Below are 15943 nucleotides of genomic sequence, written 5' to 3'. Positions count from 1 at the left end.
TGGTCAACAGCGTAAATCAGCGGGTTTCAGGGGCTGAGCTAGCATTGCCAGTAGGGTCGAAAATCCTGCGACGGGAGGAAAACTGCCATGACTGAGCGCCATATGGATCACAAGGAAACGCTGTCGAACGGATGCAGCATTCGGGTTAAAGCCGAAATATTGAAGGACGGTTCATTGGGGATGTTTATCGGTGTCTACCGGCCGGACGGCACGCCAATCGATGAAAACCACGATCCAAAACCGCACATGCTGGACATGGAGGCGGCGATGGATTGGGGCATCGATATCGCCAAGGGCATCGGTAATAGCCAGCGAACATTATGAGCCTTGGCGGGCATAGCATTTTTGAGTCCTGCCATGACGCTTGAAAAAGGAAATCGGTCTAAAAACAGCGACCCACACTTCGGGTGCTTTGCTACTCTGAAGGTGTAGGTGAAAACGCAGACTGATGCGCAAGCGGATAGCGAGGACGCGTGGGGCGCGCTCCGAAGGGTACACGGTTAGAAAGATCTCCGCGCTGAGATCCAGCCCTTATGCCGTGTGAAGCAGGACAGCACATTGCTGTTGCTGTGAGAGTCCTGATAAACCTCGTAAGCCAGAGACCAGCGCTGGCCACCTACTTGGCTCTTGAAGCCGGCTTGTGCCGCTGCGAAAATGCAGCTCGCCAAGATCAAATGCCCCGATTCCCGGGGCATTTGTTTGTCTGCGTTATGCCATCAAACCAGATTGATCGTGACGTCGATGTTGCCACGGGTCGCCTTGGAGTACGGGCAGGTCTGGTGAGCGGCGTCCACCAGGGTGCGCGCCAGCACCGGGTCCACGCCTGGCAGGCTGACGTTCAGGCGCGCCTGGAGGAAAAACGCATTGTCGGTCTTGCCCAGGTCTATCTCGGTTGCAACGCGGGTGTCAGCCGGCAGACTGACTTTCAACGCAACCGCCGCCTTGCCCAGCGCACCGATGAAACAGGCCGACCAACCGGCACCCAGCAGTTGCTCGGGATTGGTGCCGCTGCCAGAAGAACCAGGCGGGGAAAGCTTGATATCCAGGCGCCCGTCATCACTGCGCGACTCGCCCTGACGGCCGCCAGTGGTGACGGTCTTGCCGGTGTACAGCACGGTTTCGATTTGATTGATCATGAATGGCTCCTGCAAAGGTTGAACGGCGACCTGCGCACTTTTCCACCTTCATGTACGCCGTATGTGTCTTGAACCGCCGGTTGTGTATCGCCGTGTAAGCACGCCTGTCGTGAATACACAGCGATACAAATCATCAGCTGTTCACACAACGCCGGAGAGGCTTTTGTTAGGCTGCTGAGCCCGTCATTCAGCAGGCCCAAACCGATGTTCAACATCCGTGTCATGACCCTGGACGATTACGAGGCGATCATCGACCTCATGCGCAGCACGCCGGGCATCTCATTGCGCGATGCCGACTCCCGCGAATCGACTGCGCGTTATCTGCAACGCAATCCCGGCATGAGCTTCGTGGCAGAAGTCGACGGCGCGTTGTGCGGCTGCGTGATGTGCGGGCATGACGGTCGCCGAGGCTATCTGCAACATTTACTGGTGCTTCCCGACTATCGGCGTCAAGGCATCGCCAACGCACTGGTTGGGCGTTGCCTGTCGAGCCTTGAGGAACAAGGGATCCTCAAGTGTCACCTTGACGTGTTCAAGACCAACGACGCCGCGGCCAGGTATTGGCAGGGGCAGGGGTGGCAGTTGCGAACGGATATTGATCGGTATTCGTTTATTCGCTCGGGGAATGCAAATGCGTAATGAGTTAAATGTTCAAGCGTGTCGCCAGTATTGCGTCAACGCCCCATCCACACCCTGTACCGGATCCTGATCTGGAAACGGCAGTTTCGCGATGTTCGTAAGTTGTTCAACGCTCGGCGCGTCGCGGCAGATATCCGGGCGCTGGCCCGGTGGGTAAGCGCCAACCACTAGAAAATCATTGCTGGCGCCAAGGTTGCAATGACCGATGCCGGCAGGCAGCAGCACCACATCACCCGGGCCGACTTCCAGCACATGGCCCTCAGGGCCACCGAGCATTAAACGCGCATGACCGCTGGCGATGCCCAGCACTTCATGACCCTCGGTGTGATAGTGGTGATAGCTGTAAACCCCGTCCCGCCACTGCGGCGGCCAGCCATTGGCGCTGAAGGTTTTCTCGAACAGCACCGCCGGGTCATTGCCTTCAATGACAATGGCCTTCGGGTAAACCAGCACTGGCAGACGCGGGTTATTGGGCACCCACCCGTTGCATTCAAGCAGCAAGGTTTGAGCGGTCATGAGCGACCTCCTGAGCCTGATGCATGTCTCGGATTATTGTCGGGCCTGCGAAGACTGCGGGTCATGCGCGACATGCTTCGGCCCGGCCAAGGCCCAAGCGATCAACCCCAGCAACGGCACAAACACGATCACCACCATCCAGACGCCTCTGGTGCTCGCCTTGCCGTCGCTCTTGCGCAGCCGATTGATCGCCCATAATTCAACAAGTAGAAGAACAGCCGCGAGCACGATCCACGTTGTTTCAAATTGCATGTGTCACCTCCTGATGGTCATTCAGTTAGGTGAGCGTGGGCGGGCAGGGTTCATTAAATTTGCGGATGGCTGTGGCCGATTATGTCCTTATGACCGGCGTATCGAGCCTTTAGAAATCCACCGTCGCCGACAATTTCAGCGTCCGTGGTTCGCCTTGGGTCAGGTAGTTGTTGGACGTCGAGGCCGAGGACCAGTACGCCTTGTTCGCCACGTTTTCGACGTTGGCGCGCAGGGTGATGTATTTGTCGTCGGCCTTGAAACCGTAGCGGGCGCCGAGGTCGACGCGGGTCCAGGCCGGGATGCTCAGGCTGTTGGCGGCGTTCACGTATTCGCCGCCGGTGCGCAGCATGCGCCCGCTGAGGGCCGCGCCTTGAATGCCCGGCACATCCCAGTCGGCGCCGAGGTTGTACTGGAAGCGCGGCACACCGGCGGCGCGGTTGCCGTCGTTGAGGCCGTTGGAGGTTTTCTTCTGTTCGGTGTCCATCCAGGTCGCCCCGGCCAGCAGGCGCAGGCCGTCAAGCGGTTCGCCGAATACGTTCAGCTCTACGCCTTTGTTCACTTGCTCGCCGTCGACGCTGAACGTCGGCAAGCGGTTGCCGGTGACGGTCGAGGTCGAGCTGTTCGGCATCTCGATGCGATACACACCCAGCGTTGCGCCGAAGCTGTTCCAGTCCAGTTTTACCCCGGCTTCGGTCTGCTTGCTGCGGTTAGGCGCGAACACTTCGTTGGGGTTGGTGACGCCGGTGGACGGCGAGGTCGGGCCTTGTTGCAGGCCTTCGATGCGGTTGGCGTAGAAGGACACATGCTCCCAAGGCTTGATCACCAAACCGTAGACCGGAGTGGTGATTGACTCTTCGTAATTTGCCGTGCGCGCGCCGCTGGTGGTGTTCCAGCCGTCGACTTCGATAGTCTGGCGACGCACGCCGAGGGTCAGCAGAATGCGGTCGTCAATAAAGCCCAGAGTGTCGGACACGGCGGCACTTTTCACCCGGTTCTTGCCGACGATGCGCGGATCGTGGATATCGCTGCCGAAATAAGTATTGGTCGGGCGCGGCACCTGCACCGGGTTGTACAGATTGCCGTTGACGCGGTTGGCCACCAGGATTGCTTCGAACGCCGAGCGCTGTTCACCCCAGGTACCGGACAGACCGAAGTTCATCTGGTGCGTGACCGGGCCGGTATTGAAATGACCGTTCAAACCGGCGATCGCGCTTTTGTTGTCTTCGTCATGGGGTGAGTAGAGGAAGCCGACTTTGGCGCTGCCGTCGTTGGCGACGTACAGCGACGAATACTCGCCGTTTTCCCGGGTGTGCTTGGCGCCACCGCCGGCGTAGGCGGTCCAGTTGTCGTTGAGGTCGTACTCGGCGTTGACCATTCCGTAGGTATCTTCGAGCTCCGACCAGGTCCAGTCCTGAGCGTAATTGTCCTTGGCCGACGGTGCGTGCGGGACTTTGGTGCCGTTCGGATAGACCACCGAGCGACCGTTGTTGATGCGTTGTTTCTGATAGCCGAGGTCGGTGGAGACGCGCAGGCGCTCACCGCGATAATCGAGGCCGACGGCGATCAGTTGTGAGTGTTCGCTTTCATCATCCACGGACGTATCGCCGCCGTGCTGGGCGAGGTTGACCCGCGCGCCGAAGCGGTTGTCTTCACCGAAGCGCTGGCCGAGGTCGATGTGCCCGCCCACCTGACTGTCGCTGGCGTAATCGAGGGTCACGCTGCGGGTCGGGGTGTCCTGCGCGCGCTTGGGCACCAGGTTGACGCTACCGCCGATGCCGCTGCCGCCCGGCGCGACACCGTTGATGAACGCGTTCGGGCCCTTGAACAGCTCGACCCGCTCCAGCGCTTCGGTGGTAATGATTTGCCGTGGCAGCACGCCGTACAGGCCATTGAACGAAATGTCGTCTGTGGTCAGTGGCAGACCGCGGATGGTGAATACTTGGGAGAAGTTGCCGAAGCCCGCTGACTGGCGCACCGAGGCGTCGTTGAGCAGTACATCGCCGACGGTTCGCGCCTGCTGATCCTCGATAGTCTTGGCGGTGTAGCTGACCACGCTGAACGGCACGTCATTGATATCGCGATTGCCCAGCACACCCAGGCGCGCCGAACGGGCGACCTGACCGCCGGCATAGGTGTCGGCTTCGGTGGCCACCCCGCTGACCGTGGTGGCGCCCAGCTCCAGTGCCGCGCCGCTGTTGACCTGGGGCGCCACGGTGTAGCTGTCGGCGCCGGTGGCGATCAGCGAATAGCCGCTGCCTTGCAGCAACCGGGCGAAACCGGACTGCACGGTGTAATTGCCTTGCAAGCCCTGGCTGTTCTGATCCTTCAGCAAGTCGGCATCGAAGGACAGCAGCACCCCTGACTGCGCCGCAAACTGCGCCAATACGCTGGACAGCGAACCGGCGCCGATGGCGTAAGTGCGCGAGGCCGCGCTTTGGCTGGCGTCGGTGGCCCAGACGCTGTGCACGGGAGCCATGGCGGACAGGGCGATGGCCAGGCTCAGCGCATTCATGGGGATGCGGGCCGGACGGAGTTTGCGGCGGTTCGGGAGTGATCGGGATGTCATTCGGCAATGCCTGTGGGTGCAAAGGAAAAAGGAGAATTTCCCTACACACCGAACCACTGCGAAAAAGGTATCAGCAAAAGTTGAAAATATTGTCGAGCGTCGCTCACGGGCCCGTGTATCTGAACGTATCTCCCTCGCCAACCGCTACTTGCACATACAAAAACAGCCCCGGCGGGACACAAACGCGATACACGCCGGCCGCGTAATGGGGCTGCCGCACAACGGTACCCCGCGCACGTTTTACCCCGCGCTCATTGGAGAATTGCGATGTCCCGAAATAACAAAACCAACGCCGGCAGCCTGCTCGGCGTCGCCATCGTCACCGCGGCTCTCACCGCTTTCGCTGGTTTGTCTCAGGCCCAAGAGACCCAGCCAGCCGCCGACGCCGACGCCGGCCAGGCTCCCGCCAAGCGTTGGCAGACCGGCATCAAGCGTACGGATCTGGTGCGTCACGACCTCGATGTAGAAGGCCGGGAAGTGATTCAGGTGCTGGTCGACTTCGATCCGGGTGTCGAGTCGCCGAAACACTCGCATCCGGGTGTCGAAGTCGCCCACGTGGTTGCAGGGACCTTCGAGTACGAACTGCAAGGCCAGCCGAACGTTACGCTCAAGGCCGGCGATTCCTTGTACATCCCGGCCGGCACTGTGCATAAGGCGAAGAACGTCGGCACCGTCGAGGCTTCGGAACTGGCCACCTACATCGTCAAGAAAGACACGCCGTTGTTGAAAATCGAGCAGTAAGCGCTCGGGACTGCTTAGCGCTGACCACGCCCCGTGGTCAGCGCCCGGCTGCCCACCGCGACCAGACAGGCGATACCAATCAACCCCAACGCGACGGTAAACGTCATGCGCATGCCGCTGGCGATGGCTTGGGAATGCGCGGTACTCAGGTCGACCGAAGCCGACGCCATGGCGAACACCGCGCCCAACACCGAGGCCCCGGTGATCAGCCCCAGATTGCGCGACAGATTGAGCAGGCCCGACACCACGCCCCGCTGCTCCGCCTGGATATCGGCCATGACCGCCGTGTTGTTGGCGGTCTGGAACACGGCATAGCCCAATGTGATCCCCACCATCGGCGCGATGTAGCCGCCAATCCCGTAGCTGCTCGGCAGCACCGACAACAGGAAACAGCCAAGCGCGATGACGATCAGGCCAGCGAAGGTCATGTGCCGGGCGCCGAAACGGTCGGCAATGCGCCCGGCAGGTACGCCGGTCAGCGCGGCAACCAATGGCCCGACCGACAACACCAGCCCGACCCCGATGGCGTTCAACCCCAGCGCCTGGGACAAATAAAACGGCCCGACCACCAGTGTCGCCATCAGAACCGTGGTCACCAACAGGCTCATGATCAGGCTGCCACTGAGCTGCGGATCGCGGAACATCGTCAGCCGAATCAACGGCGCAGTCACGCGTTTTTCAACCCACACAAACACACCGACACCCACGCAAGCCGCCAACAGCAAGGCGATATTCAGCGCGCCGAAGTGGCCGCGTCCGAGGGTCATGGCCAGCGCGTAGGCGCCGAGTGTCAGGGCCAGCACCAACGTACCCAGCGGGTCGAAAACGGCGGGCTTTGCTGTCTGCCGATCGGCGGGCAAGTAGCGGTGGGCGAGCAGCAGGCTCAACAAGCCCAAGGGCACGCTGATCAGGAAAATCGCCTGCCAGCCGAACGTTGCAATCAGCACACCACCGAGCGACGGCCCCATTGCCGTACCGATGGCCGACATTGTGCCGAGCAGGCCCATGGCGCTGCCGGTCTGTTCTTTGCTCACTGTCTCGCCGACGAATGCCAGGGTCAGCGCCATCATGATCGCTGCGCCGAGGCCTTGCAGCGCCCGTGCGCCGATCAGCAGATTAAGGGTCGGCGCCAGACCGCACAGGGCAGAAGCGAGCGTGAACAAACCTATTCCGGATAACAACAGACGTCGCCGTCCGATGAGATCACCAAGTCGACCCACGCTGACAATCAGGGTGGTAATGGCCAGCAGGTAGGCGAGGACGACCCACTGCACCTGCTGAAACGACGCGTCGAACACCTCGGCCAGCGTCGGCAAACCCACGTTGGCGATGCTGGTGCCGAGCGATGACAGCAACATCGACAGCGACAGGCTGACCAGCGCCCATCTGACTGACAGCGCCGGTATAACGGCTGTTGTGGAGTCCATGCTGTTCCTCTTTCGTGGCCACTCCCGATTGGAGCTACCGCAAATCTACGTCCGGGCCTAACATGGCGGAAGGCGCACTGATTGCACTTAATACGTGCGTACGGCGCCACTTCATTCGCGCACGGTGTGATCCATGTCTGCTCCCGATTTCAACTTGCTGATTACCCTGGATGTATTGCTGACCGAGGGCAGCGTGGCGCGGGCCGCCAAGCGCTTGCGCCTGAGTCCGTCGGCGATGAGCCGGGCGCTGGCGCGTCTTCGCGAAACCATGGGCGATCCGCTGCTGGTCCGGGCCGGGCGTGGTCTGGTGCCGACCCCACGGGCACTGGAATTGCGCGAGCGAGTCAGTCAACTGGTGCAAGAGGCAGAAGCGGTGCTGCGTCCGGCCGAGCAACCTGACCTCATGCACCTTGAGCGCACCTTCACCTTGCGCACCCGTGAGGGCTTTGTCGAAAACTTCGGCACTGCCTTGATCGCGCTTGTCGCGGCACAGGCACCCGGCGTGCGCCTGTGTTTCGTGCATAAACCCGACAAGGACAGCACGTCACTGCGCGACGGCACGGTCGATCTGGAAACCGGTGTAGTCGGGAAGGCCGCTAGCCCGGAGCTGCGCACTCAAAGTCTGTTCCGCGACCGTTTCATCGGCGTGGTGCGCCTGGGACATCGGCTGGGGGATGACGCGATCACGGCTGCGCGTTATGCGGCGGGCGACCACATCAGCGTGTCACGATGGGGATTGGAAAAAGGACCGATTGATGAGGCCCTGGAAACGCTCGGATTGAAGCGTCAGATCACGACGATCGTCGGCGGTTTCTCGACGGCGCTGGCATTGGCCCGCGGCAGTGACCTGATTGCCAGCGTGCCCGAACGTCATACCGCTAGCCTGCGAACGGGCATGGACAGTTTTGCGCTACCGCTGGACCTGCCGGCATTTACCGTGGCGATGCTCTGGCATCCGCGGATGAATGCTGATCCGGTGCATCGCTGGTTGCGCGGCTGCTTGCGTGATGTGTGCGGGCAAGCAGGAAGCGGTGCGCCCTAGAAGGTAAATGAGCGTGCTGCACGCGGGGCGCTCTGGGCCATCTCGATTTCAAGCAAATGCTCGGCCAGCACATCGTTGAGGAAACGGAACTGATCGTTGAGGCCGACCACTTCGTTATTGAAGTGATGACCGGCTGACGGAATCAGCAGCGCTTCGAATTTTTCGTCGAACATCAGGGTCAACACCTTACGAGACTCGAATGGCTGCGAGTAATAGTTATTGCCGTATACCGGGAAGCTCACGGCCAGGGTGACTTCGGTGATCATGACGTGCGCTCCTCGGACAGGACGAACCAGGCCAATACGCTCAACGTGAAGGCCGTCAGGGCCAGGCAGGTCAGGAGATGGATGAGCATGGTTCGACCCTCCGCTACAGGGTTTCGTGTTGGGTTGAAATTGATCCTACGCTGACGTTTTTGGAGCGGAAGGCATTCGTGGCGATGGTGAATATCGATGGGAGTGATGGTCGGGTTTTTGGGTGTTCTCAAGGGCCTCATCGCGAGCCTGCTCGCGATGGCGGCATTGAGTACAACATCATTCCGGGTGAGCAGAGGTCGCCACCTATACTCAAATCAGCGCCTTTTGAGCGCCGGGCACTCGGTTCGGCGCAGACTTTTGGGAATCGCGATCTTGAACCTGCGTTCGTTGATCGTCGCCGTGCTTTTGGTGTTGGCGGGATGCGTCACGGCACCGCGCGCGCCAGTGGAAGTGCCACAGGTGATGATATCGCCGAGCACTTGGCAGCAAGTCGACCGGGAAATTGTCGCGGCATCGCAATCGGCCACCGAGCAGACCAGAATCTACGCCCGTGGCGCCATGGATTACTGGCGCACCCGGGTCTATCAATTGACCGAAGAGAACTTCATCCCCTGGTTCAGCAGCTACTGGACCCAGGAATGGCTGTCGATGAAGGTCAGTTGGTACACGATCAGCGCCAAGGGCGAACAGGACACCTCGGAAAAGCGCCTGGCTGCTTATCTGCTGGAGCAATACCAGGAAAAGGTCTTGGCCCCGGTGGCGGTGGAGATCGATCCAGACGCGATTCTCAGCCTGGCCGCCGCGTTTTACGTGGATATTCTCAAAGAGGAACTGCGCAAGATTTCCCAACGTCACGGCGTACCGATAGCGCAACTCAACGGCCGTATCCAGAAGGTTCCGGCGATTGCCCTCGGCCCCCCATCGGCGCGGGATGCTTCGCTGTACACGGTTGTCCACGCCGAGCCGCTGAACCAATTACCGGCCTACGCTGCGTTGGTCGATAAAGTGCACAAGGCCGGTGGCGAGAAAGGCGTCGACTCGACCGACACCGCCATGGCTCCCGTGGCCAGGCGCGCCAGCCAGCGCATGGAAGCCGAAATGGCCCCGCGCGGGGCGGCCAGTGCGGTGGCGGCGGCAGCGGGCAAACTGGCCGGGGGATTGATTACCGTGGGGGTCGCGGGCATTCGTGCATTGATTCAGGCCGCTGATCGCCCGGACAGCGAGGCGTTGATCCGCAGCAGCCTGGGCAACACCTTCGACAAGGCCTGGATGAAATTGGTACAGAACCCGACCAGCGGTGTCATGGCGGGTACGCTGTACATGGCGGGACAGATCGAGGGAAGCCTGGCCGGCAGTGCGCAACCGCCGGTCGGTCAGGATGTCGGCAATGTCGAATGGAGCCCCAGTCAATCGACTAACCAGCAGATCGCCCCATGAAGCAAGGAGAACACTCATGTCTTACATCGATGCATTTGTCGCGGCAGTACCCACCGCCAAGCGCGAGCAATACCTCAAACACTGCGAAATCGCCGCCGCCGTCTTCAAGGAAAACGGTGCCCTGAGCATTGGTGAATGCTGGGGCGAGGACGTGCCGGAGGGCAAGGTCACGTCGTTCCCGATGGCGGTCAAGCGCCAGGACGACGAAACCGTGGTGTTTGGCTGGATTGTCTGGCCGGACAAGGCCACGCGCAATGCCGGCATGGATAAAATGATGCAGGACCCGCGCATGAAGCCGGACGTCAATCCGATGCCGTTCGATGGTCAACGGATGATCTACGGTGGTTTTGACTTGGTTTTCAAAGCCTGACAGTGCGAAGCAGGATCACTCCGCCGCCGGGGTGATCCTGCAACTCTTGCGATTGCGGATCTCATTGTCCGTTGGCCGCTCGCGGATGAACTCGAAGCGCGGTTCCCCTTCGCTGTAATGCACCAGCCAGCCCCATTCCAGCTCGTATTCGTCCTGCCCGGGCTTGGGTGGAGCGGCCCACCAAGGCTCTTTGCTGAGGATTTGACGCATGGTCACCTCCGGTTGATTAGCTTGCTTGAACTATAACGCGCATGCCGCAAGGCGCCAGAATCGCCTTGTCGGTTGTAGACTCAAGGGATCCGGCAAGAGATCTCCCGCATGAATGAAGAATCCCGTGAACCGTTCAAACGGCTGTTCTTCGCCCTGGACTGCGCGCCGGCGCAACGCAAGGCCATCGCCCAATGGCGCAGTGCGTTGCAGCTGAGGAGCGGACGCCCGGTGCCGGCGGAGAATTTTCACCTGACCCTGAAGTTTCTGGGTTCGGTCGCTACGGCGCAGATTGCCGGTATCTGCGAGGTTGCCGCGTCGGTGCGCACGTCGAGCGAGCGGTTGACCGTGGTGCTCGATCGATTGGATGTCTGGCGCAGGGCAGGGGCGTTGGTTCTGGCGCCGGAGCAGGCACCGCCGGCGTTGTTGCGGTTGGTGTATGACCTGGAACAGGCGTTGTTGCCGTTTGCGCTGGAGGATGCGCCACGGGAATTTCGACCGCACCTGACGCTGGCCCGCGACTATCGCGCGCCGGTCCCGGAATCCGCCACGTCGCCGGAATTTTTCCTGCGTGCCGATCGCTTCATCCTGTTCGAATCGCACAAGGGGCGTTATCGGGCACTGGCCGAATGGCCGCTGGGCAACGCGTAAAGTCGAAAAAAAGGCGCCCGAGGGCGCCAAACTTCACCTTAACCGAGGAGCCAGGTGAGTGATGCAGCGGTGGTAAGGCGCTGCATGTGTGTAAATCGGTCAAGCTGAGATCGTTGTTGAATGTTCTGGACTCATCGCGAGCAGGCTCGCTCCCACAGGGGAAATGTATTTCAAATGTAGGAGCGAGCCTGCTCGCGATGGCGGCGTCAGAATCAGCCGTTGTGTTAAGCGAACTATTTACCCAGCTTCACCTTGGTCCAGCCCCGGGTCATGATCCGCTGCACGCTAATCGGTTGGTCGGGAATGGCATACAACGTCGCCATCACTGCTTCCGGCGGATACGACCCCGGATCGTTGCGAATCGCTTCATCCACCAGCGGCGTCGCCGCCGCGTTGGCGTTGCTGTAGCCGATGTTGTTGGTGATCTCGGCGATGATGTCCGGGCGCATCAGGAAGTTCATGAACAAGTAGGCGTTCTCGACGTTCGCTGCATCACGCGGGATGGCGACCATGTCGTAAAAACTGCCGGCGCCTTCTCTCGGGATGCTGTAGTCGATCTTTACCTTGTCACCGGCTTCCTCGGCGCGGGCCTTGGCTTGCAGCACGTCGCCGGAGTAACCGACGGCCACGCAGATATTGCCGTTGGCCAGGTCGGAGATGTACTTCGACGAGTGGAAGTACGACACCGACGGACGAATCTTCATGAACAGTGCTTCGGCCTCGGCGATGTGCGCCTTGTCCTGATCGTTCACCGGGTAGCCCAGGTAGTGCAGGGCGGCCGGGATCATTTCGGTCGGCGAATCGAGGAAACTGATACCGCAGGCTTTGAGTTTTTCCGCGTTTTCCGGTTTGAACAACAAGTCCCAGGAATTGGTCGGGGCGTTGGCGCCGAGTACTTCCTTGACCTTCTCCGGGTTGAAACCGATGCCGATCGAGCCCCACATGTAAGGGAAGGCGTGGGCGTTATCCGGGTCGCTGGCAGAGGCGTTTTTCAGCAGCACCGGATTGAGGTTTTTCCAGTTCGACAGCTTCGACTTGTCCAGTTCCTGATAGACGCCGGCCTTGACCTGCTTGGCCAGGAAACTGTTGGACGGCACGACGATGTCGTAACCGGACTTGCCCGCCAGCAGGCGCGCTTCAAGGGTTTCGTTACTGTCGAACACATCGTAGGTCACCTGGATCCCGGTCTCGTCTTCGAACTTCTTGACGGTGTCCGGGGCAATGTAATCCGACCAGTTATAGACGCGCAGAACCTTGTCATTGGCCTGGGCGCCCGAGGCGATCGCGCCCAATAAGGACAGTGTCAGCAGAGTCCTGCCAAACATTTTCATCGGTACAACTCCATTCTTTTTTATTCAAAAGCACAAAACAATAATCGGTTTACACAGAACCTGTGGCGAGGGAGCTTGCTCCCGCTTGAGTGCGTAGCACTCACAAAAAATGTTGGGGCCGCTTTGAAGCCCAGCGCGAGCAAGCTCGCTCGCCACGGTTAACTCAGCAGTGGTTTTAGGCCGTCGCTTCTACCATTTGTTTTTTAGGCTGTTGCCACGATTCGGCGGCGGTCTGGTCCATCGCTTCCTGGATCGCGCGTTTACGGCTGGCTTCGGCGCGGCGGCTGAAGTACCAGACCATGAAGGTCACGATCGATACGGCCAACAGGATCAGGCTGGCCACGGCATTGATCTCGGGCTTCACGCCCAGACGTACCGCCGAAAACACTTCCATCGGCAACGTCGTGGAGCCCGGGCCGGACACGAAGCTCGCCAACACCAGGTCATCCAGCGACAGGGCAAACGACATCATGCCGCCCGCTGCCAGTGACGGCGCGATCATTGGAATGGTGATCAGGAAAAACACTTTGAAGGGTTTCGCACCGAGGTCCATGGCCGCTTCCTCGATGGACAGGTCCAGCTCGCGAAGACGGGCGGAGACTACCACCGCGACGTAAGCGGCACAAAACGTGGTGTGGGCGATCCAGATCGTGACGATGCCACGCTCCATCGGCCAGCCGATCAACTGCGCCATGGCCACGAACAGCAGCAACAGCGACAGACCGGTGATCACTTCAGGCATCACCAACGGCGCGGTCACCAGACCGCCAAACAGCGTGCGGCCCTTGAAGCGAGTGACGCGGGTCAGGACGAATGCGGCTAACGTCCCGAGTGCGACGGCGGCAATCGCCGTGTAGCAGGCGATTTCCAGCGAGCGCACCACCGAACCCATCAACTGCGAGTTGTCGAGCAGGCCGGCGTACCACTTGAACGACCAGCCACCCCACACCGTCACCAGTTTGGAGGCGTTGAACGAGTAGATCACCAGAATCAGCATCGGCAGGTAGATGAACGACAGGCCGAAAATCAGCATGAACTTTGAAAATCCGAAGCGTTTCATCCTCGTGCCTCCATCTCTTTGGCCTGGCTGCGGTTGAACAGCAGAATCGGCACAATCAGGATCAACAGCATCACCACCGCCAGGGCGGATGCCACCGGCCAGTCGCGGTTATTGAAGAACTCTTGCCACAGCACGCGACCGATCATCAGCGTCTCGGGGCCACCCAGCAGTTCCGGGATCACGAACTCACCCACCACCGGAATGAACACCAGCATGCAACCGGCAATGATGCCGTTCTTGGCCAGCGGCACGGTGATTTTCCAGAAGCTGTTGAAGGTGCTTGAACCCAGGTCCGACGCAGCTTCCAGCAGGCTCTGGTCGTGCTTCACCAGGTTGGCGTAGAGCGGCAGGATCATGAACGGCAGATACGCATACACCACGCCGATGTACACGGCCGTGTTGGTGTTGAGGATCTCGATCGGGTGCGAAGTCAGGCCGGTCCACATCAGGAAACCGTTGAGCAAACCGTTGTTGCTGAGGATGCCCATCCACGCATAAACGCGGATCAGGATCGCGGTCCAGGTCGGCATCATGATCAACAGCATCAGGACGTTTTGCGCTTCCTTGCTCGCCTTGGTAATGGCGTAGGCCATCGGGAAACCGATCACCAGGCATGCCAGCGTGCTGAACAACGCAACCTTCAACGAACCAAGATACGCCGAGAGGTACAACTCATCTTCGCCCAGCAACATGTAGTTGCCGATGTTGAGCAGCAGATTGAATTTCTGCTCGGCGAAAGTGTAGATCTCCGAGTAGGGCGGAATGGCCAGTGCGGCTTCCGAAAAGCTGATCTTCATCACCAGGAAGAACGGCAGCATGAAGAACAGGAACAGCCATATGAACGGAATACCGATGACCAGGTTTCGCCCACTGGGCACCAGGCGCAGGAATTGCTGATTGAAGGTTCTCATGCGCGCAGCACCACGCCGCTGTCGTCTTCCCACCACACGTAGACCTGATCGTCCCAGGTCGGACGCGCGCCACGGCGTTCGGCGTTGGCCATGAACGACTGCACGACTTTGCCGCCAGGCAGTTCGACGTAGAACACTGAGTGGCCACCGAGGTAAGCGATGTCATGCACCTTGCCGCTGGACCAGTTGTAGCGGGCATCCGGCTTGGTGGTGCTGACCAGCAGTTTTTCCGGACGGATCGCGTAGGTGATCGACTTGTCCTGCACCGACGTGCTGACACCGTGACCGACGTAGATCTTCTGTTCAAGGTCCGGGCTGTGGATGATCGCGTGACCTTCCAGGTCTTCCACCACGGTGCCGTCGAAGGCGTTCACGTTGCCGATGAATTCGCAGACCATGCGGCTGACCGGTGCTTCATAAATGTCGACCGGGCTGCCGATCTGGGCGATCCAGCCCAGGTGCATGATCGCAATGCGCTGGGCCATGGTCATGGCCTCTTCCTGGTCGTGGGTCACCATCACGCAGGTCACACCAACGCGCTCGATGATCTCGACCAGCTCAAGCTGCATTTGCGAGCGCAGCTTTTTATCCAGTGCGCCCATCGGTTCGTCGAGCAACAGCAGTTTCGGACGCTTGGCCAGGGAGCGGGCCAACGCCACACGCTGGCGCTGGCCGCCGGACAACTGATGGGGTTTGCGCTTGGCGTATTGGGTCATGTGCACCAGGCGCAGCATTTCTTCTACGCGGGCGTCAATTTCGGCGGCGGGCAAACGGTCCTGCTTCAGGCCGAAGGCGATGTTCTGTGCCACGGTCATGTGCGGGAACAGGGCGTACGACTGGAACATCATGTTGATCGGACGTTCGTACGGCGGCATGTCGGTGATGTCGACACCGTCGAGCAGGATCCGGCCTTCGGTCGGGCGTTCGAAACCGGCGAGCATGCGCAGCAGCGTCGATTTACCGGAACCGGAGCCACCGAGCAGGGCAAAGATTTCGCCCTGATGGATTTCCAGGGATACATCGTCCACAGCGGTGGTTTCGTCGAATTTCTTGGTGACGCGGTCGACTTTCACCAACACCTTTTTCGGTGCCTGGTGACCTTCAAGAGCCTTCCTGTAGATGCTGGAGGCGTTTGCCATGTGAAACTCCCAACAGGTTTCAGTCGTCGGGCCAACGCGGCCTGACTTAATAGTTGATTGCAAACCCGTGAAGCGGTCCACGCTGATCCCTTGTAGGCGCGAGCAGGCTCGCTCCTACAAGGGCATTGTGTTTCCCACCCCGGGTTTATTCGGCGCCGCCATCCTGGCTGCCTGGTAGTACTTGTTGTTATTGCAGTGTGTTGTTGTCGCGAGCGACGGGCGCGCAAGGGCACGCCTGCTCGCTCGCGGGGGCAGAAAATT

At 60.1% G+C, this 15943-nt stretch carries 18 protein-coding genes; 7 read left to right on the top strand and 11 right to left on the bottom strand.

What is annotated here, in order from left to right:
- Window positions 1-87 precede the first annotated feature (87 nt).
- Entirely contained in the window at window positions 88-324 is a 237-nt protein-coding gene (locus ACNYC6_RS02735; RefSeq protein ID WP_419710964.1) for a hypothetical protein, read from the top strand.
- A gap of 392 nt (window positions 325-716) precedes the next feature.
- On the opposite strand, the gene ACNYC6_RS02730 is transcribed toward ACNYC6_RS02735, so the two are convergent.
- The gene (locus ACNYC6_RS02730; protein ID WP_419710963.1) at window positions 717-1136 is read right to left on the bottom strand and encodes an organic hydroperoxide resistance protein; all 420 of its coding nucleotides are present in this window, start codon (window positions 1134-1136) and stop codon (window positions 717-719) included.
- 204 nt (window positions 1137-1340) lie between these two features.
- Between ACNYC6_RS02730 and ACNYC6_RS02725 the strand changes: the two genes are divergently transcribed.
- Window positions 1341-1775, top strand: coding sequence for a GNAT family N-acetyltransferase (locus tag ACNYC6_RS02725; RefSeq protein ID WP_419710962.1), 435 nt, complete (start codon window positions 1341-1343; stop codon window positions 1773-1775).
- A 12-nt stretch (window positions 1776-1787) separates the two neighbouring features.
- Here ACNYC6_RS02725 and ACNYC6_RS02720 read toward each other — a convergent pair whose 3' ends face one another.
- The 3 genes from ACNYC6_RS02720 to ACNYC6_RS02710 all read right to left on the bottom strand — a co-directional run bounded on the left by ACNYC6_RS02720 (window position 1788) and on the right by ACNYC6_RS02710 (window position 5109).
- Complete coding sequence (locus tag ACNYC6_RS02720) at window positions 1788-2291, bottom strand: cupin (protein WP_419710961.1); 504 nt, start codon at window positions 2289-2291, stop codon at window positions 1788-1790.
- 33 nt (window positions 2292-2324) lie between these two features.
- A complete protein-coding gene (locus ACNYC6_RS02715) occupies window positions 2325-2543 on the bottom strand; it encodes a PLD nuclease N-terminal domain-containing protein (protein ID WP_419710960.1) in 219 nt (72 codons plus the stop codon).
- 109 nt (window positions 2544-2652) lie between these two features.
- Window positions 2653-5109, bottom strand: a complete 2457-nt coding sequence (locus tag ACNYC6_RS02710; RefSeq protein ID WP_419710959.1) for a TonB-dependent siderophore receptor — start codon at window positions 5107-5109, stop codon at window positions 2653-2655.
- A 267-nt stretch (window positions 5110-5376) separates the two neighbouring features.
- Between ACNYC6_RS02710 and ACNYC6_RS02705 the strand changes: the two genes are divergently transcribed.
- The gene (locus ACNYC6_RS02705; protein WP_419710958.1) at window positions 5377-5850 is read left to right on the top strand and encodes a cupin domain-containing protein; all 474 of its coding nucleotides are present in this window, start codon (window positions 5377-5379) and stop codon (window positions 5848-5850) included.
- Between the two features lie 14 nt (window positions 5851-5864).
- On the opposite strand, the gene ACNYC6_RS02700 is transcribed toward ACNYC6_RS02705, so the two are convergent.
- On the bottom strand, window positions 5865-7277 hold the full coding sequence (locus ACNYC6_RS02700) for an MFS transporter (RefSeq protein WP_419710957.1): 1413 nt from the start codon (window positions 7275-7277) through the stop codon (window positions 5865-5867).
- Window positions 7278-7410: 133 nt separating this feature from the next.
- Between ACNYC6_RS02700 and ACNYC6_RS02695 the strand changes: the two genes are divergently transcribed.
- Window positions 7411-8319, top strand: a complete 909-nt coding sequence (locus ACNYC6_RS02695) for a LysR family transcriptional regulator (RefSeq protein WP_419710956.1) — start codon at window positions 7411-7413, stop codon at window positions 8317-8319.
- On the opposite strand, the gene ACNYC6_RS02690 is transcribed toward ACNYC6_RS02695, so the two are convergent.
- Window positions 8316-8585 (bottom strand): hypothetical protein, encoded by a 270-nt coding sequence (locus tag ACNYC6_RS02690; RefSeq protein WP_419710955.1) that lies wholly within the window; start codon window positions 8583-8585, stop codon window positions 8316-8318. The genes ACNYC6_RS02695 and ACNYC6_RS02690 overlap by 4 nt on opposite strands.
- Window positions 8586-8948: 363 nt before the next feature.
- Between ACNYC6_RS02690 and ACNYC6_RS02685 the strand changes: the two genes are divergently transcribed.
- Both ACNYC6_RS02685 and ACNYC6_RS02680 read left to right on the top strand, forming a co-directional pair.
- The gene (locus tag ACNYC6_RS02685) at window positions 8949-10013 is read left to right on the top strand and encodes a hypothetical protein (RefSeq protein ID WP_419710954.1); all 1065 of its coding nucleotides are present in this window, start codon (window positions 8949-8951) and stop codon (window positions 10011-10013) included.
- 16 nt (window positions 10014-10029) lie between these two features.
- The gene (locus ACNYC6_RS02680; protein WP_419710953.1) at window positions 10030-10383 is read left to right on the top strand and encodes a DUF1428 domain-containing protein; all 354 of its coding nucleotides are present in this window, start codon (window positions 10030-10032) and stop codon (window positions 10381-10383) included.
- Window positions 10384-10398: 15 nt separating this feature from the next.
- On the opposite strand, the gene ACNYC6_RS02675 is transcribed toward ACNYC6_RS02680, so the two are convergent.
- Entirely contained in the window at window positions 10399-10593 is a 195-nt protein-coding gene (locus tag ACNYC6_RS02675) for a hypothetical protein (protein WP_419710952.1), read from the bottom strand.
- A gap of 108 nt (window positions 10594-10701) precedes the next feature.
- On the opposite strand from ACNYC6_RS02675, the gene thpR reads away from it, so the two are divergent.
- The gene (gene thpR / locus ACNYC6_RS02670; protein WP_419710951.1) at window positions 10702-11241 is read left to right on the top strand and encodes an RNA 2',3'-cyclic phosphodiesterase; all 540 of its coding nucleotides are present in this window, start codon (window positions 10702-10704) and stop codon (window positions 11239-11241) included.
- 233 nt (window positions 11242-11474) lie between these two features.
- Here thpR and ACNYC6_RS02665 read toward each other — a convergent pair whose 3' ends face one another.
- From ACNYC6_RS02665 to potA, 4 genes are all read right to left on the bottom strand, one after another.
- Complete coding sequence (locus ACNYC6_RS02665) at window positions 11475-12572, bottom strand: polyamine ABC transporter substrate-binding protein (RefSeq protein WP_419710950.1); 1098 nt, start codon at window positions 12570-12572, stop codon at window positions 11475-11477.
- A 175-nt stretch (window positions 12573-12747) separates the two neighbouring features.
- Complete coding sequence (locus ACNYC6_RS02660; RefSeq protein WP_419710949.1) at window positions 12748-13632, bottom strand: ABC transporter permease subunit; 885 nt, start codon at window positions 13630-13632, stop codon at window positions 12748-12750.
- Window positions 13629-14510 (bottom strand): ABC transporter permease subunit, encoded by an 882-nt coding sequence (locus tag ACNYC6_RS02655; protein ID WP_419712901.1) that lies wholly within the window; start codon window positions 14508-14510, stop codon window positions 13629-13631. The genes ACNYC6_RS02660 and ACNYC6_RS02655 overlap by 4 nt, the downstream gene beginning before the upstream one ends.
- 29 nt (window positions 14511-14539) lie before the next feature.
- Window positions 14540-15682, bottom strand: coding sequence for a polyamine ABC transporter ATP-binding protein (potA, locus tag ACNYC6_RS02650; RefSeq protein WP_034148930.1), 1143 nt, complete (start codon window positions 15680-15682; stop codon window positions 14540-14542).
- Window positions 15683-15943 lie beyond the last annotated feature (261 nt).

Origin of the sequence: Pseudomonas sp. NFX224 (genome assembly GCF_048565165.1) — a bacterium.
GTDB lineage: Bacteria > Pseudomonadota > Gammaproteobacteria > Pseudomonadales > Pseudomonadaceae > Aquipseudomonas.
This window is presented reverse-complemented; position numbering and strand designations above follow the sequence as displayed.

Excerpts from the sequence above, each read along its gene's own strand:
- ACNYC6_RS02735 (WP_419710964.1), top strand. The coding sequence starts at position 88 with ATGACTGAGCGCCATATGGATCACAAGGAAACGCTGTCGAACGGATGC.
- ACNYC6_RS02730 (WP_419710963.1), bottom strand. The coding sequence starts at position 1,136 with ATGATCAATCAAATCGAAACCGTGCTGTACACCGGCAAGACCGTCACC.
- ACNYC6_RS02725 (WP_419710962.1), top strand. The coding sequence starts at position 1,341 with ATGTTCAACATCCGTGTCATGACCCTGGACGATTACGAGGCGATCATC.
- ACNYC6_RS02720 (WP_419710961.1), bottom strand. The coding sequence starts at position 2,291 with ATGACCGCTCAAACCTTGCTGCTTGAATGCAACGGGTGGGTGCCCAAT.
- ACNYC6_RS02715 (WP_419710960.1), bottom strand. The coding sequence starts at position 2,543 with ATGCAATTTGAAACAACGTGGATCGTGCTCGCGGCTGTTCTTCTACTT.
- ACNYC6_RS02710 (WP_419710959.1), bottom strand. The coding sequence starts at position 5,109 with ATGACATCCCGATCACTCCCGAACCGCCGCAAACTCCGTCCGGCCCGC.
- ACNYC6_RS02705 (WP_419710958.1), top strand. The coding sequence starts at position 5,377 with ATGTCCCGAAATAACAAAACCAACGCCGGCAGCCTGCTCGGCGTCGCC.
- ACNYC6_RS02700 (WP_419710957.1), bottom strand. The coding sequence starts at position 7,277 with ATGGACTCCACAACAGCCGTTATACCGGCGCTGTCAGTCAGATGGGCG.
- ACNYC6_RS02695 (WP_419710956.1), top strand. The coding sequence starts at position 7,411 with ATGTCTGCTCCCGATTTCAACTTGCTGATTACCCTGGATGTATTGCTG.
- ACNYC6_RS02690 (WP_419710955.1), bottom strand. The coding sequence starts at position 8,585 with ATGATCACCGAAGTCACCCTGGCCGTGAGCTTCCCGGTATACGGCAAT.
- ACNYC6_RS02680 (WP_419710953.1), top strand. The coding sequence starts at position 10,030 with ATGTCTTACATCGATGCATTTGTCGCGGCAGTACCCACCGCCAAGCGC.
- ACNYC6_RS02675 (WP_419710952.1), bottom strand. The coding sequence starts at position 10,593 with ATGCGTCAAATCCTCAGCAAAGAGCCTTGGTGGGCCGCTCCACCCAAG.
- thpR (WP_419710951.1), top strand. The coding sequence starts at position 10,702 with ATGAATGAAGAATCCCGTGAACCGTTCAAACGGCTGTTCTTCGCCCTG.
- ACNYC6_RS02665 (WP_419710950.1), bottom strand. The coding sequence starts at position 12,572 with ATGAAAATGTTTGGCAGGACTCTGCTGACACTGTCCTTATTGGGCGCG.
- ACNYC6_RS02660 (WP_419710949.1), bottom strand. The coding sequence starts at position 13,632 with ATGAAACGCTTCGGATTTTCAAAGTTCATGCTGATTTTCGGCCTGTCG.
- potA (WP_034148930.1), bottom strand. The coding sequence starts at position 15,682 with ATGGCAAACGCCTCCAGCATCTACAGGAAGGCTCTTGAAGGTCACCAG.